At 73.6% G+C, this 15,373-nt stretch carries 14 protein-coding genes; 1 reads left to right on the forward strand and 13 read right to left on the reverse strand.

The genetic code is table 11. From position 1 onward, the window contains the following. Positions 1 to 218: 218 nt before the first annotated feature. From ACPC54_RS26515 to ACPC54_RS26525, 3 genes are all read right to left on the reverse strand, one after another. A complete protein-coding gene (locus ACPC54_RS26515) occupies positions 219 to 911 on the reverse strand; it encodes a hypothetical protein (protein WP_498968256.1) in 693 nt (230 codons plus the stop codon). A 101-nt stretch (positions 912 to 1,012) separates the two neighbouring features. Further along, positions 1,013 to 1,711: a ribonuclease HII gene (rnhB, locus tag ACPC54_RS26520; RefSeq protein WP_498968258.1), complete on the reverse strand. Its 699-nt coding sequence runs from the start codon at positions 1,709 to 1,711 to the stop codon at positions 1,013 to 1,015. 179 nt (positions 1,712 to 1,890) lie between these two features. Further along, positions 1,891 to 2,550 carry a TetR-like C-terminal domain-containing protein gene (locus ACPC54_RS26525; RefSeq protein ID WP_498968260.1) on the reverse strand — a complete coding sequence of 220 codons (660 nt, stop codon included), beginning with the start codon at positions 2,548 to 2,550 and terminating at the stop codon, positions 1,891 to 1,893. Between the two features lie 309 nt (positions 2,551 to 2,859). On the opposite strand from ACPC54_RS26525, the gene ACPC54_RS26530 reads away from it, so the two are divergent. Continuing rightward, complete coding sequence (locus tag ACPC54_RS26530) at positions 2,860 to 4,401, forward strand: MFS transporter (protein WP_498968350.1); 1,542 nt, start codon at positions 2,860 to 2,862, stop codon at positions 4,399 to 4,401. A 247-nt stretch (positions 4,402 to 4,648) separates the two neighbouring features. On the opposite strand, the gene ACPC54_RS26535 is transcribed toward ACPC54_RS26530, so the two are convergent. The 10 genes from ACPC54_RS26535 to ACPC54_RS26580 all read right to left on the reverse strand — a co-directional run bounded on the left by ACPC54_RS26535 (position 4,649) and on the right by ACPC54_RS26580 (position 15,357). Then, on the reverse strand, positions 4,649 to 5,641 hold the full coding sequence (locus tag ACPC54_RS26535; protein ID WP_498968262.1) for a carbohydrate ABC transporter permease: 993 nt from the start codon (positions 5,639 to 5,641) through the stop codon (positions 4,649 to 4,651). Further along, positions 5,638 to 6,660, reverse strand: a complete 1,023-nt coding sequence (locus ACPC54_RS26540; RefSeq protein ID WP_498968264.1) for a carbohydrate ABC transporter permease — start codon at positions 6,658 to 6,660, stop codon at positions 5,638 to 5,640. The genes ACPC54_RS26535 and ACPC54_RS26540 overlap by 4 nt, the downstream gene beginning before the upstream one ends. A 272-nt stretch (positions 6,661 to 6,932) precedes the next feature. Then, positions 6,933 to 8,318, reverse strand: a complete 1,386-nt coding sequence (locus ACPC54_RS26545; protein WP_498968266.1) for an ABC transporter substrate-binding protein — start codon at positions 8,316 to 8,318, stop codon at positions 6,933 to 6,935. A 322-nt stretch (positions 8,319 to 8,640) separates the two neighbouring features. Continuing rightward, positions 8,641 to 9,855, reverse strand: a complete 1,215-nt coding sequence (locus ACPC54_RS26550; protein ID WP_498968268.1) for a cytochrome P450 family protein — start codon at positions 9,853 to 9,855, stop codon at positions 8,641 to 8,643. 127 nt (positions 9,856 to 9,982) lie between these two features. Further along, positions 9,983 to 11,221 (reverse strand): cytochrome P450, encoded by a 1,239-nt coding sequence (locus ACPC54_RS26555; RefSeq protein WP_498968270.1) that lies wholly within the window; start codon positions 11,219 to 11,221, stop codon positions 9,983 to 9,985. Next, the gene (locus ACPC54_RS26560; protein ID WP_498968272.1) at positions 11,218 to 11,925 is read right to left on the reverse strand and encodes a GTP-binding protein; all 708 of its coding nucleotides are present in this window, start codon (positions 11,923 to 11,925) and stop codon (positions 11,218 to 11,220) included. Before ACPC54_RS26560 ends, ACPC54_RS26555 begins: the two co-directional genes overlap by 4 nt. Continuing rightward, entirely contained in the window at positions 11,906 to 12,274 is a 369-nt protein-coding gene (locus ACPC54_RS26565) for a DUF742 domain-containing protein (RefSeq protein ID WP_498968274.1), read from the reverse strand. Before ACPC54_RS26565 ends, ACPC54_RS26560 begins: the two co-directional genes overlap by 20 nt. Then, positions 12,271 to 12,723 (reverse strand): roadblock/LC7 domain-containing protein, encoded by a 453-nt coding sequence (locus ACPC54_RS26570; RefSeq protein WP_498968275.1) that lies wholly within the window; start codon positions 12,721 to 12,723, stop codon positions 12,271 to 12,273. Before ACPC54_RS26570 ends, ACPC54_RS26565 begins: the two co-directional genes overlap by 4 nt. Continuing rightward, a complete protein-coding gene (locus ACPC54_RS26575) occupies positions 12,720 to 14,507 on the reverse strand; it encodes a sensor histidine kinase (RefSeq protein ID WP_498968277.1) in 1,788 nt (595 codons plus the stop codon). Before ACPC54_RS26575 ends, ACPC54_RS26570 begins: the two co-directional genes overlap by 4 nt. Positions 14,508 to 14,766: 259 nt before the next feature. Further along, on the reverse strand, positions 14,767 to 15,357 hold the full coding sequence (locus ACPC54_RS26580; RefSeq protein WP_498968279.1) for a Clp protease N-terminal domain-containing protein: 591 nt from the start codon (positions 15,355 to 15,357) through the stop codon (positions 14,767 to 14,769). Positions 15,358 to 15,373: the final 16 nt, after the last annotated feature.

Here is a 15,373-nt window from a genome sequence, read left to right on the forward strand (position 1 = left end):
CGCGACGGCGGGACCGCGCACCCGACACCACCCGCGCGCCGGAACGGCCGGAACGGACCGTACGCCCGAGCGCACCCGGTGACCCGAGCGGACCGGGAAGCCCCGCAGGCCGTCCCGCCTGTGCGGCGGAACGGCCTGCGGGCCCGGGTGGTACGGCTACGGCCGGACGGCCCAGCGATCAGGCGATCAGGCGATCAGACAGTCGGACAGTCGGACGGTCAGGCGTCGACCCGGCGCCCCGGCGCGGCTCCGGCCGCACGGGTGCTGGTCGGACCGGCGTCCCCGCAGACCACGAGCAGCGCGGTCGCGTGGCCGAGCGCCTTGGCGTACGCCTCGGCGGACCGGGCGGCCGGGCCCCCGTTGACCACCAGGACGACCGCCTCGCGGCGGGCCTGGCGGCCCAGCGCGGCGTCCGCGTAGAACACGTCCCCGCCCTCGGTGAGCTGCGCCCAGTAGCGCTCCTCGCCGAAGGAGAGCTCGTGCTGCTGCCAGGGGTGCGCCTCGCCGACCGTCAGGACCAGGATCTGACCCGGGTCTCGGCCGCCGTCCAACAGCCGGTCGACCGCCTCGTCTGCGCGTTCGAGCGCCTGTGCCGGGGTGGCAGCGATCCGCTGGACCTCGACCTGAGGTGCGGCGGGGGTCTGGCGGCGCGGCGCCGGACCGGGCTTGGGGATCAGTCGCGGCGCGCCGGAGCCGGCGGCCCGCGCCGGGGCCGGGGCCGGGGCCGGGCGCGGGGCTGCCGGGCGGGGGCCGGGCACCCTGGCCGGTGCGGCGACGGTGGTGGTTGCGGGGGCGGGCGCGCCGCCGGTGGCGGGCGTGTGGAGGGCTTGTGCGTCCGACTCGCGGGGGAAGGGAACGCCGGGGCCCGGGAGGCTCTCGTGAATCTCCGGCTCCTCGGGGAAGACAGGCATACCCGGATATCTATCAAATGCCGGTCGAACGCGCACGGGCGCCCCACCCATCGGGCACCGCGGAGTTGCTCACCCCACCCGGGGCAATTCCCGACGCAACGTCAGAAACCGAGCGTCAGCTGTTCGTCCGCGCACGCCTGATCGGCACCGCCGGTGTCCCGGACGCGCTTGAGGTGGCGCCACTTGGGCAGCGCGTCCAAGTACGCCCAGGAGAGCCGGTGGTGCTCGGTGGGGCCGTACTCCTCCAGCGCGGCGCGGTGCACCGGGGACGGGTAGCCGGCGTTGTCGGCGAAGCCGTACGCGGGGTGATCCTCGCCCAACTCGGCCATCATCGTGTCGCGGTGGACCTTGGCGAGGACCGAGGCCGCGGAGACGCAGACGCAGGACTGGTCACCCTTGATCACCGTGCGCACCCGCCAGGGGCCGCCGAGGTAGTCGTGCTTGCCGTCCAGGATCACCGCGTCGGGTTCGACCGGCAGCGCTTCCAGGGCGCGGACGGCCGCGAGCCGCAGGGCGGCCGTCATGCCGAGTTCGTCGCACTCCTGCGGGGAGGCGTGCCCGAGCGCGTACGCGGTGACCCAGCCGGCGAGGACGGGGGCGAGCGCCCTGCGGCGCAGCTCGGTGAGCAGCTTGGAGTCGGTCAGCCCCTCCGGTGCCCGGCGCAGGCCGGTCACGGCCGCGCCCACGGTGACCGGGCCGGCCCAGGCTCCGCGCCCGACCTCGTCCAGACCGACCACGACCTTGGCGCCGGCCCGGCGGAGCGAGCGTTCGACGGAGTGCGTCGGGGGGACGATGGGCATGGCGGCTTCCGTTCAGCTGGACAGCCTCCAGCCTAAGCCCGTCACGACGGGGGCCGGGCCGGGCGGCGGAGCGCGACCGGGCGGACCACCGACAGGCCGCCGGACGCACCACCGCCAGGCGCACCACCGCCCGGCGAGCCGCGAACGGGAGGCCCCGGAGCCGGAAGGCCCCAGAGCGCCTACGGGTTCCGGATCAGCGGCACCATCACGTCGTCCACCAGCCGGACCGCGAAGTCGGGCGCCAGGTACTCCCGGGTGCCGACCTTCACCTGGAACAGCAGCATCGCGGGCACGACGTCGGCGACCATCGGGTTGGCCGCGCCGGGCCGGGCGTCGCCGCGCTCGGCGCCGCGGCGGAGGATGTCCAGGATGGTCTCCTTGGTCGGCTCGATCACCCGCTGGACGATGAAGTCCTTGAAGACCTCGGCCTGTTGCTGGGACAGCTCACCCATCAGCGCGTGCAGGGCGCTGCCCACCCGGGAGTTCAGCGAGTCCGCGAACACCTCGATGAGCTGCAGCAATTCGGCACGGGCGGACCCGAGGTCGGGCACGCCATGAGGGCGTGGGAGAGTGGAGTCCAAGGCGTCGATGACGAGTTCGACCTTGGACGCCCAGCGCCGGTACAGCGCGGCCTTCCCGGTCCGCGCCGCAGCGGCGACCCCTTCCATCGTCAGCCGCGCGTAACCGCCGGAGGTGAGCTGGTCGAGTGTGGCCTCGAAGATCGCATTCTCCAACTCCTTCCCCCGGCGCCGCCCCGGCCGCGCCAGTGCCTCCCGGGCGATCCGCATCGGGCACGCGGGCGCCGGGCCCGGCTCCTCGCCCGGCCGCGTAGCGGGCACGACCGGCACCATCGGCACGACCGGCACCATCGGCACCGGGCTCGGCCCCGCTTTCGCCTGCGCGGGTCCAGCGGCCGTCCGGCCCGACGCACGGTCCGTCGTGAGGCGCCGCACCAGTCGATCCATCGCCACCGTTCAACACTCCTAAGGAACGCTTGCGTTCACAATCGGGGCCAAGCTATCGTCCCAGATTAGTGAACGATCCCGTTCTCTCCCAGTCCCGCCGGCACGGGGCAGCACACCAGGGCCGGCGGGGGCGCTGAACGCACAGCACCGAGCACGTAGCCAGCAGGGGGCTCATTCGTGGCTATCACCGACACGCTCAAGAAGACTTCGTCACCACCGGTCCGCCAGGGGCGCGGCAAGGGCATCACCCTGGCCGTCATCGCGGCCACCCAGCTGATGGTGGTGCTCGACGCCACCATCGTGAACATCGCGCTCCCGCACATCAAGGACGCGCTCAACTTCTCGACCACCAACCTGTCGTGGGTCATCAACGCCTACACGCTGACCTTCGGCGGGCTGCTGCTGCTCGGCGGCCGCGTGGGCGACATCCTCGGCCGCCGCCGGATGTTCGTCCTCGGCACCCTGCTGTTCGGCCTGGCCTCGCTGCTCGGCGGCTTCGCGCAGGACAGCAACCTCCTGCTGGCCGCCCGCGCCCTGCAGGGCATCGGCGGCGCGATCTGCTCACCGACCGCCTTCGCGCTGATCGCCACCAACTTCGAGGAGGGGCCGGAACGCAACAAGGCGTTCGGCGTGTTCTCGGCGGTGGCCGGTTCGGGTGCGGCGATCGGCCTGCTGGCCGGCGGCGTGCTCACCGAGTACCTGAACTGGCGCTGGGTGTTCTTCGTCAACGTGCCGATCGCGATCCTGATCGCGATCGCCGCGCCGCGCTACATCACCGAGTCCGAGCGCCAGGACGGCAAGTTCGACCTGCCCGGCGCGCTCACCTCGACGCTCGGCCTGGTCGGCCTGGTCTACGGCTTCATCCGGGCCGCCTCGGACGGCTGGTCGGACCCGGTCACGCTCGGCTCCTTCGCGGCTGGTGCCGTCCTGATGGCCGCGTTCCTCGTGGTCGAGAACCGCACCGCCCAGCCGATCACCCCGCTGCACCTGTTCGCCAACCGCAACCGCACCGGCGGCCTGGTGATGATGCTCTGCATCGCCGCGGCCATGTTCGGCATCTTCTTCTACGTCGTCCTGTTCGTGCAGGGCCCGCTCGACTACAGCCCGGTGCGGGCCGGCGTGGCCTTCCTGCCGATCAGCGTGGCGATCATCACCGCCGCGCAGATCGCCTCCCGCTTCCAGGCCACGTGGGGGCCGAAGCCGTTCATGGCGGGCGGCGCGCTGCTGGTCACCATCGGGCTCAGCTGGCTGACCCAGATGAACAAGGACAGCGGCTACCTGGACGGCGTGCTCGGCCCCACGGTGGTCTTCGGCCTCGGCATGGGAATGATCTTCGTCCCGGTGATGCTGCTCTCGGTCGCGGGCGTGCCCGGCGAGGAGACCGGCGCCGCCTCCGGCCTGCTCAACTCGATGCAGCAGATCGGCGGTTCGCTCGGCCTCTCGATCCTGACCACGGTCTTCGCGCACTACGCCAAGGCCGAGGGCCAGGCCCAGGCCCCCGGGTTCCTGAAGTCCGCCACCCCGGACCAGCTGGCCTACTTCAAGGACAAGGGCGAGTTCCCGCCGCACACCGACGCCGCCAACTCGGTGCTCGCCCACGGTATCTCGCACGGCTTCGTCGTCGGCGCCGCGCTCGCCGGGGTGGCCGTCCTGGTCGCGCTCCTCGTGGTCAAGGCCAAGCCGGGCGACCTGCCGACCGAGACCTCCGGCGTCGCGATGCACTGAACCGGTGCCACCGAGCCCGCGCCCGTGAACCGGCACCACCGGGCCGGACCGCCGGACCGGCACCACCCGATCCGGACCCGACCCACGTGCCGCGTACGGCCGGCCGGGGAGCAGCCCGCTCCCCGGCCGGCCGTACGCCGTTGCGGCCCCGACCGGCCGTACGCCGTTGCGGCGCCGACCGGCCGTACGCCGCCCCGCGCCCAGCCGTACGCGCGCCGGCCGTACTTCGCCCCGACCCGACCGGCCGTCAGCCCTTGACCGAACCGGCCAGCAGCCCGCGCACGAAGTACCGCTGCAGGCTGAAGAAGACGATCAGCGGCACCACGATCGACAGGAACGCCCCGGCCGTCAGCAGCTCCCAGCGCCCGCCGAAGGACCCGGACAGCTGGGCCAGCCGGACCGTCATCGGCGCCACCTCCGGGGTGCCGCCCGCGAACGTCAGCGCGACCAGCAGGTCGTTCCAGGCCCACAGGAACTGGAAGATCGCGAACGAGGCCAGCGCCGGCGTGCACAGCGGCAGCACGATCGAGCGGAAGATCCGGAAGTGCGAGGCCCCGTCCACCACCGCCGACTCCATCAGGTCGCGCGGCAGCTGGGCGATGAAGTTGTGCAGCAGGAACACCGCCAGCGGCAGCGCGAACATGGTGTGCGCCAGCCAGACCGGGGCGTAGCTGCCCTTCAGGTCCACCGCCGGGACCAGCGTCAGCGAACCCAGGTGCGCCCCGCCGGAGAACAGCCGCAGCAGCGGGATCAGCGCCATCTGGAGCGGCACCACCTGGAGCGCGAACACCGTGAGGAACACCGCGTCGCTGCCCCGGAACCGCACCCAGGCCAGCGCGTACGCGGCCATCGCCGCCAGCGCCAGCGGGAACACCGTCGCGGGGACGGCGATCGCCAGCGAGTTCACCAGGTAGGGCATCAGCCCGGTGGAGACGCCGGAGCCACCCTCGAAGAGCACCGAGTGGTAGTTGCCGAGGCCGAGATCCGGGTGCAGGAAGGCGTTCCACCAGCCGTCCGCCGTCACGTCCTGTTTGGGGCGCAGCGAGGTCACCAGCAGGCCGACCGTCGGGATCGTCCAGAGCACCGTCACCGCGATCACGAACGCCGAGGCCAGCGGGCTGCTGAAGGCCTTCCGCACCGGGTTCGCCCCCTGGGCCGCGCCCGCCCGGGGCTTGCTCACGGGGGGCTTGTCCACCGGGTGCCCGCCCGCCGGATACCCGCTCACCTGACGCGTGCTCACCGCACCTCACGCTCCTTCCGCAGCTGGACGATGTTGTAGGCCACCAGCGGCAGTACGGCGAGGAAGAGCAGCACCGCGAGGGCGCTGCCCCGCCCGTCGTTGAACTGCACGAAGGACTGCGAGTACATCTCGTTGGCGAGGACCTGGGTGCCGAAGTTGCCGCCGGTCATGGTCCGGACGATGTCGAAGGCCTTCAGGGTGATGATCATGACGGTGGTCAGGACGACGATCACGGTGGTGCGGATCATCGGGACGGTGACGTACCAGAACAGCCGCACCCCGCTCGCGCCGTCCAGCCGCGCCGCCTCCACCACCTCGGACGGGATCGCCTTGACCGCCGCCGACAGCACCACCAGGGCGAAGCCGGTCTGCACCCAGACCATCACCGCCATCAGCAGGAAGGTGTTCAACGGCTGCGAGAGCATCCAGTTCGGCGGGTCGTTCCAGCCCACGGCGGCGGCGAGCTGGCTGAGCAGGCCGATCTGCCGCTGCCCGGGCCCGCGCCACTCGTAGACGAACTTGAAGATGATCGAGGCGCCGACCAGCGAGATCGCCATCGGCATGAAGATCAGCGCCTTGTACACCGCCTGGCCGCGCATCCGGTCCACCAGCAGCGCCAGCGCCAGGCCCAGGCCGGTCGCGACCAGCGGCACGACCACCAGCCACTCCAGGGTGGTGAGCAGCACCTTGCGCACCGAGTCGGTGGTGAAGGCCCAGCCGAAGTTCTCGCCGCCGACGAACCGGGAGCCGTCGTCGTTGTGCAGGCTGAGGTAGACCGTCCGGATCAGCGGCACCACCACGCCGACCAGCAGGAGCAGCACCGCCGGGCCGAGGAACACCAGCACGGCGAGCGGGCGGGCCAGCCGGCCGCGGGCCCGGCCGGCGACGAGGAACACCACCAGCAGGATGCCGAGGAAGCCCGCGACGGCGCCGATGGTGTTGCCGAACTTCACCGCCGCGTCACCCCAGGCGCCGGTGGCGAGCGCGGCGGCGGGAGGCGGTGGGCCGGGTACGGGCATGACGGTGCGCCCCTTCGAGTCCGGTGGTCACGGATGGTCGCGCGCTGTGCGCGATCGTGGTGTGCGTGGGGGGAGGGAGGGGGTGGGCGGTGCGGGTGGGTGGCCCCGCACCGCCCTCGGCAGGTGGTCGTGGTGCCGCCCCGGTCTGCGTGCCGGGCGGCGTTCCGGGCCGGGCGGCGTTCCGGGCCGATCGGCGGGCGGGCCGGGCAGTGTTCCCGGCCGGCTACGGCCTACCGCTTACGGCCTACGGCTTACGGCTTACGGCTTACGGCTTACGGCCAGGCGGCGTCGATGTCGGCGGCGGTCTTCTGGATCGACTGCCCCTCGGCGAACCAGGCGGTCAGCGACTTCCACTCCTGCCCCGCGCCGACCGCGGCCGGCATCATGTCCGAGCCGTCGAAGCGGAAGGTCGCGCTCGGGTCGGTCAGCGCCGCGGCCGAGAGCTGGTCGATCGGATCGGTGTACAGGCTCTTGTCCACGCCCTGGTTGGCCGAGACCCAGCCGGTCGCGGTCTTCACCCGGCTGCTCGCCCAGTCCGCGCTGGACAGGTAGTTCTGCACCGCCTGCACCTCGGGCCGGCCGGAGAAGGCGGCCAGGAACTCGCCGCCGCCCTCGACCGGGTTGGGGATCGCCGGGTTCACCGCGGGCAGGTGGAAGGCGAACACGTCGCCGTCCGGGCCGATGGCGGTGCCCTTGGGCCACTGCGCCCGGTAGAAGGACGCCTGCTGGAGCATCGCGCACTTGCCGGTGAGGATCGGCGCGCCCGCGTCCTGGAAGGTGGTGGTGGCGATCGACTTGACGTCGCCGTAGCCGCCGTTGACCCAGGCCGGGTTCTGCATCCAGTCGGCGACGGTCTTCATCGCCGTGATGATCTTCGGGTCGGAGAACTTCACCTGATGGCCGACCCACTGGTCGTACACCTCACCGCCGTACGTGCCCAGCACCACCTCCTCCAGCCAGTCGGTGGCCGGCCAGCCGGTGGCGGTGCCGGAGGCGATGCCGCCGCACCACGGCTTGGCGCCGCCCGCCTTGGCGATCCGGTCGCTGAGCGCCATCAGGTCGGCCCAGGTCTTCGGTACCTCGTAGCCGGCCGCCTTGAACGCCTTCGGCGAGTACCAGACCAGCGACTTCATGTTGGCGCTCATCGGCGCCGCGTAGAAGGTGCCGTTGACGGAGCCGTACGTCTTCCAGATCGGGCTCCACTTGTCCTGGTTGGCGACGGTCTGGGCCGGCGGCTTCACCACCTTGCCGCTCTTCACCATCTGCGCCAGCAGGCCCGGCTGCGGGATGATCGCGAAGTCCGGGGTGTTGCCGCCGGCCACCCGGACCGGCAGCTGGGACTCGAAGTCGTTCGACCCCTCGTAGCTGATCCTGATCCCGGTGCACTTCGAGAAGTCGGCCCAGGACTTCTCCAGGTTGTCCGACTCCGGGCTGAGGATGGAGGCGAACATCGTCACCGTGGTGCCCGAATGCCCGGCGTACGGCTGGTACTTGGCACAGTCGCCGGTCAGCGTCGCGGCGGCGCCACCACCGCCACCGCCGCCGCTGTCGGAACTGTTGGAACAGGCCGCGGTCAGGGCCAGGGCCGCCAGCAGGGCGGGCACGGCGACCATGCGGCGGCGGGAACTCGGGTGCGGCGCGGTCGGGTTGAGGGTCAACGCGGTCCTCCTCGCCAGGGCGTACTGCCGGTTGTGGGCTGAACGACATTGCGCTGTACGGAAGATGGGCGTACGGGGATCGCGGGCGAGCGGCGGCCGAACCGATTCGACGACGGTAGCCCAGCCCTCGGCCGCCGTCGAGGTCCGTGGTCGACCTTCATCCACCGGTGCCCCGACCGCGACCACCGGAAACCCCCGGACACACCAACGGCCCCACACGAAACCCGGGCGGGGCCGTCGATATGACGATCATTCGGAACGATCACTCAGCACGGTCGGCTCAGCACAGCCGGCTCAGCACAGCCGGCTCAGCACAGCCGGCTCAGCACAGCCGGACGGGCAGCTCCAGCAGGCTGTTCACCACCATCGACGGGCTCGGCCGCAGCTCGCCGTCCGGCACCGCCAGCGACAGCGCCGGGAAGCGCTCGAACAGCGCCGGCAGCGCGACCCCCGCCTCCAGCCGGGCCAGCGGCGAGCCCGGGCAGACGTGCGGGCCGTGGCCGAAGGACAGGTGGCGGGCCGGATCCCGGGTGACGTCGAACAGCTCGGCCGTCACGCCGTGCTGCAGCGGGTCCCGGCCGATCGCGTTGTACGAGACCAGCACCGGCTCGCCCGCCGGGATCACCACCTCGCCGACCGGGATGTCCTCGGCCGCGAAGCGGAACAGGAAGTTGCTGGTCGGCGGCGTCCAGCGGAGCGACTCCTCCACCACCGCGTCCCACGACACCTGCCCCGAACGCACCAGCGCCAGCTGCTCCGGGTGCGCCAGCAGCGCCCGGACGGCGTTGCCGATCAGGTTCACCGTGGTCTCGTGGCCGGCCGCGATGATCACCCGCAGGGTGGCCGCCGCCTCCGCGTCGGTCAGCGCCCCGCCCTCGGCGTCGGCCGCCAGCAGCGCGCTCGCCAGGTCCTCGCCGGGAGCCGAACGGCGCTGCGCCACCAGGTCGTTGACGAAGGCGTTCAGCCCGGCGACGGTCGCCTGGATGCCCTCGGGGTTCGGCTTGATGCCGAAGAACCGCTCGTACAGGTCGCGCAGCGTGCCGTGGTCGGACTCCGGCACGCCCAGCAGCGAGCAGATCACCGTCATCGGCAGCGGGAACGCGAAGGCGTTCTTGAGGTCGACCACCGGCTCCCCGGCCGCCAGGCCGTCCAGCAGCGCGCGGGTGACCTCCTCGACGCGCGGGCGCATCAGCTCGACCCGGCGCGGGGTGAACGCCTGCGCCACCAGCGCCCGCAGCCGGCGGTGCTCCGCGCCGTCCGTGGTGACCATGCTCGGGCCGGGCACCGCGAGCCCGATCAGCGGCCAGGTCCGCGACACCTCGCCGCGCTGGTAGGCCGCCCAGTGCCGGGCGTCCTTCACCAGCCGGGCGTCGGTGAGCAGGTCGCGGGCGGCCGCGTGCCGCGTGACCGCCCAGGCGGCGACCCCGCCGGGCAGCACCACCGGCACCGCCGGGCCGGCGGCCCGCAGCAGGGCGCCCTCGGCGGCGTTGTCGCGGGCCAGCGGATCGAGGGCGATCGGGGCCGGGGCGGCGGTCATCGGCGACTCTTCTCTTTCGGATCTCTCGCGGATCTCTGTCGGATCTCTGTCGGATCTCTCGCGAACAGCGGGTGGTGACGGTGGGGAACGACCAGCACGCACGCCCCCGCGCGGAACGGGACGGGCGCTACTGCCCCGGGGTGAACGAGACCGGCAGCGCCACCAGGCCGCGCACCCAGGCCGACGGCCGCCAGACGAGCGCGTGCTCGGCCACCGCGAGCCGCAGGTCCGGCAGCCGGTCCAGCAGCACCTCGATCGCGGTGGTGGCGATCACCTCGGCCGCCTCCTGAGCCGGGTACGGGCAGCCGTGCTCGCCGTACGAGTAGCTCATGTGCGCCCGGTTCCCCTCGGCGGGGCGGCCGTCCGCCTGCCGCACCAGCGGGTCCCCGTTCGCCCCGGCGTAGCCGAGCAGGAGCATGTCCCCGGCGGCGATCCGCTGACCGCCGAGCTGGGTGTCCTGGGTGGCCCAGCGGCCGGCGAAGATCTGCACCGGCGTGTCCTCCCAGAGCGCCTCGTTGAGTGCCTGGCCGATGCTGCGCCGGCCGCCGGCCAGCGAGGCCGAGAAGCGCTCGTCGGTGAGCATCAGCCGCAGCGCGTTGGAGATCCAGTACGAGCTCGGCTGGTGGCCGGAGATCAGCAGCACCCGCAGGTCGCGCATGACCTCCTCGTGGGCCAGGCCCGCCGGGTGGGCCAGCATCCGCGAGGCCACGTCCTCGCCCGGGTGCTCGGCCTTCGTCCGGACCACCTCGGCCATCAGCTCCAGCAGCCGCTGGGCGGCGGCGGGCGCGCCCGGCCCGCCGTCCAGCATGGTGAGCACCGCGTCGACCAGCTCGGGCGCCCGCTCCTCGTCCAGGCCGAACACCCGGCACAGCACCAGCAGCGGCATCAGGTGGGCGTACTGGGCGACCAGATCGGCCTCCCCGCGCCCGGCGAACCCGTCGATCAGCCGGTCCGCGATCTCCTCGCCGTGCTTGCGCAGCTCGTAGGCGTCGATGCCGGCCAGCGCGTCGGTGACCGCCCGGGAGCGGCGGACGTGCTCCTCGCCCTCGGTGTAGAGCATCGACGGCACCGGGGCCATCATCGGCTTCAGCGGCCAGTCGGCGGGGACCGAGTCCCACAGGCGCCAGCGGCTGGAGTCGCGGCCGAACAGCTGCGGCTGGCCGGTGACCAGTTGCAGCTCGCGGTAGCCGATCACCAGCCAGGCGGGCACGCCGCCGGCCAGCTCGACCGGGGCGACCGGGCCGTGCCCGGCACGCAGCTCGCGGTAGAGCTGGGCCGGGTCGGTCTGGAAGCGGGGCCCGTACAGCGGCGTGGCGCCGGCGTGCGCCGGGCAGCCCGGGGGCGGGGTGACGGCGGGCTCGGTCACGGGGTGCTCTCCTCGTAGATCGCGTCGGATGCCCCGGCGGCGCCGGCGGCTGCCACGACGGCCGGCGCCGTGGACGCCACCGGTGCCATCGCGGCCAGGGCGGCCTCGTCGGCCCCGGCGAGGGCGGCCAGGTGGTGGACCAGGTGGATCAGGACCCGCTTGCCGGAGTCCCGGTCGCGGGCGTCGCAGTCCACCAGCGGGACGCCGGGCGACAGGTCCAGGGCCTCGCGGACCTGCTCCAGCGTGTGGGTCGGCTCGCCGAAGTTGTTGCGGGCCACGATGAACGGGGTGCCGTGGTGCTCCAGCCGGTCGATCGCGTACCAGGAGTCCTCCAGCCGGCGGGTGTCCACCAGCACGACGGCCCCGAGGGCACCGCTGAACAGGCGGTCCCAGAGGAACCAGAAGCGTTCCTGCCCGGGCGCGCCGAACAGGTACAGCACCTGGCGCTCCGAGAGCGTGATCCGGCCGAAGTCGAAGGCGACCGTGGTGGAGCGCTTGCCGTGCAGGCCGGCCGGGTCGATGCCCTCCCCCGCCCGGGTCATCACCTCCTCGGTGTTCAGCGGGCGGATCTCGCTGACCGAACCGACCAGCGTGGTCTTGCCCACCCCGAAGCCGCCGACCACGACGATCTTCAGCGCGTTGTCGGCCGTCGCCCGCAGCGGGGTGCGCACCGCGGGCCGGGAGTCAGAGCCGTTGGAGGCCATGCAGCACCTGCTTCAGCGTGTCGAGGTCGGGCAGCCGGGCCTTGTTCGGCGCGAACCTGGGGTGACGGGCGGTGACCGCCCCGGACTCCAGCAGGTCGCCGAGCAGGATCTTCACCACCGAGACGGGCAGCGACAGCTCCGCCGCCACCTCCACGACGGCGGTCGGGGCCTCGCACATCCGCAGGATCCGGACGTGCTCCGACTGCATCCCGGGCGCCGGCCGCCGCTCCGCGACGATCAGGGTGACCAGGTCGAAGGCGTTCTCCGGCGAGCGGCTGCGGCCACCGGTGATGGTGTACAGACGGTCCGGGTCGTCGTCACGGCCCGGCAGCACCGACCCGGCCGTCATATCCCGGCGCTCTCTCGCGCGGCGCCGTCCGCCGCCTCCGCCCCCGCCTCCGCCTCACGAGCGGGCGCGCTCAGGTGGACGCCGATCTGCTCGATCAGGCCGTGCATGTTGTGGCCGACCACGCCCACGTCCGCCTCGTCGTCCGTGACCACCGCCAGGTGCGCGCCCTCGCCGGCCGCCACGATGCACAGGATGCCGCCGTGGAACTCGGTCATCGACTGCCGCACGCCCCCGCTGCCGTCGCCGAACTCGATCGAGGCGCCGTGCGCCAGGCTCTGCAGCCCGGAGGCGATCGCGGCCAGCTGGTCGGCCTGGTCGGCGCTCAGCCCGGCGGTGTGGCACAGCTTGAGGCCGTCCGCGGAGAGCACCAGGGCGTGCCGGGCACCGGGCGTCGCCGCCAGCAGGTTCTCCAACAGCCAGTCGAGGTCACGGTCGGGGGCGCTGCTCATTCGGAATCCTTCTCGGTGACGGGGGAGGCGTCGGGCGTGGTGTCGGGGTCCGTGGCCGGGGCCACGGCGGGTGCGACCGGCAGGGCCGCCTTGCGGAACGCGCCGAACCGGGCGGCGGCGCCCGCCGGGCCGGTCCGTACGGGCTTCCCGGCCGGGGCTGGCGTGGGAGCGGTGGTGGCGCTCAGCGTCTGGCCGCGACGGCGCTGCGGGAGGCCGCTGTCGGTCATCCGGGTGGGCCCGCCCTGTGCGGGCACGGCGGGCACGGCGGGCACGGACACAGGCACGGCGGGCGTCGGCAGGGCGGGTGTCGGCAGGGTGGGTGTCGCGGCCGCGGTGGAGGCGGACGCCGGGGCGGGCGCCGCCGGCAGCGGGGTGGGCGCCGGGCGGGCGGCGGTGAGCGCCGGGCGCGCGGATTCGACGACCGGCGCGGGGGCCGTGGCGGGCGCGGGGGTCAGGTGGGTGATCAGCTGCTGCGGGATCAGCATCACCACCCCCGTGCCGCCGCGCGCCGAAGGCCGGAAGGAGACCTGCAGCCCGTGCTTGCGCGCCAGCACGCCGACCACCGCGAGGCCCAGCCGCGTCCCGGCGGAGAGCGTGGCGAGGTCCAGCGGCTCGGCGGAGACGGCCTGTTCGGCCCGGCGCAGCCAACTCTCGCTCAGGCCCAGCCCGCTGTCCTCGACGGTGACCGCCAGCCCGGCCGGCACCTCCTCGACGTAGACGTGCACCTCGGCCGGCGGGGCGGAGAAGTTGGTGGCGTTGTCCAGCAGTTCGGCCAGTGCGTGCATCACGCCCTCGGCCGCGAACCCGGCGACCGCGGCGGTGCTGGCGTTGTGCAACCGCACCCGCTGGTAGGCGCCGATCCGGCCGAGCGCGCCGCGCAGCACCGACTCGACGGCGATCGGCTTGGCCCAGCGGCGGCCCGAGCGGGCGCCGGTGAGCACCGCGATGCTGTCCGCCATCCGGCCCGCCTGGGCGGTCGAGTGGTCCAGGCGCAGCAGGTCGCCGAGGACCTCCTCGTCGTGCCGGTGCTGCATCTCGCGCAGCTCGGCGTGCATGCTCGTGGCCAGCGCCTGCACCCGCCCGGCGGCGGTCGCGCAGACCGCGAGCGCGGCGGCCCGCAGGCGCTCGCCCCGGCCGACCTCCTCGCCGACCACGCGCAGCAGCGCGTACTGGGGGTGCTTGCGGTGGGCGGCCAGCGCGCTGTCCACGGTCGCGCCCCCGCGGAGCTTCTTCACCACCTCGGGCAGCACGCCCTCGGCGATCCGGTCCAGCTCGGCGCGCTCGGCCTCGACCTCCGTCCGGAAGGCCTCGGCCGCCGCCCGCTCGGCCTCGAAGCCGGTCCGTTCGGTCGCGAACCCGGTCCGCTCGGCCTCGAAGCCGGCCCGTTCGGCCTCGGACTCGGCCCGCAGCCGGTCCAGCTCGGCGCGCGCGGCGTCCCGTTCGGTGAGCGCGGCGGCCGTGCGGTCGACGGCGGCCCGCTCGGCCTGTCGGACGGCGTCGGCCGCGGCCAGCGCGGCCCGGGTCCGCTCCTGCTGCGCGGCGAGGTCCTCGGCCAGCCGGCGGGAGCGCTCGGTGCCGGTCGCCGCGAGGCCGACCGCGATCAGCCAGAGCACCGCGACGGCGGCCACCGCGACGCCGGTGAGCGGCTGGTGCGCGTCCAGGGCGCGGCCGATCCCGACCGGCGCGGCCACGAGCGCCAGCAGGACGGCGGCCGCCGTGACGGCGACGGTGCGCGGTGCGGGCCGTCGCTGCGGCCGACCGTCAGGGCTGGTGGCTTCTCTCATCGGTGCGGTCCTCGGCAACGTCGGCGGGCGGCGGCGCGGGCGGCGGGCGGCGACCGTGCCGCCGCCGGCAGCTGGGCGGGCGCATACGAGACCGCCCGGCGACGTCGCAAAACGTTTCCGGGCGGCTGATCGGTTCACGCTTTCGGCCGATCATATCGATTCAGACATTGCCCTCAAGCCGCCAGTTGACGGTCAATCTCCTTCATTCACACCGACTCCACCGCACAGCGACCTCCTCCCCCCTTCCGGGGGTCCGCGTTCAGGCCAGCGCCGCCTCCACCGCCCGCCGGACGGCCGGCAGGTCCAGGCCGTGGTCGGCGATCACCCGGGCCCCGAGCCCGTCCCCCTCCCGGATCAGCCCGAGCAGCAGGTGCCCGAGCGCGATCTCCCCCGACTTCAGCCGCAGCGCCTCGCGCAGGGACAGCTCCAGCGCCTTCTTCGCCCGGGGCGTGAACCGGGTGCGCGGCCCCTTGCGCTCCGCCCCGAACAGGCCGCGGCGCGTCGGCCGCTCCTCGGGCGCGTCCAGCGCACCCTCCCCGAACACCGACTCGACGGCGTCCCGGACGGCGTCCAGATCCACCCCGATCGAGGCCAGCGCGGTGGCGTCGTCGCCCGGCCCGAGCAGCCGGCGCACCGCCCGGAGCGCGGCCTCCCGGTCCAGCCCGGCGTCGACCAGGACCGCGGCGGCCGGGTCCTCCGGCATGCCGAGGATCGCCAGCAGCAGGTGCTCCGTGCCGACGTGGCCATGGCGCAGGCCCACGGCCTCGTCCTGGGCGGTGACCACCGCCCGCCCGCGCCTCACCGCCGTACGGATCGGCCGCCACGGCGCTCGGGTCGCGGTCTTGGTCATGCGCGCAGCCGAGCAA

This window comes from Kitasatospora sp. NPDC094028, from assembly GCF_049543595.1.
In the GTDB taxonomy this organism is placed as follows: domain Bacteria; phylum Actinomycetota; class Actinomycetes; order Streptomycetales; family Streptomycetaceae; genus Kitasatospora.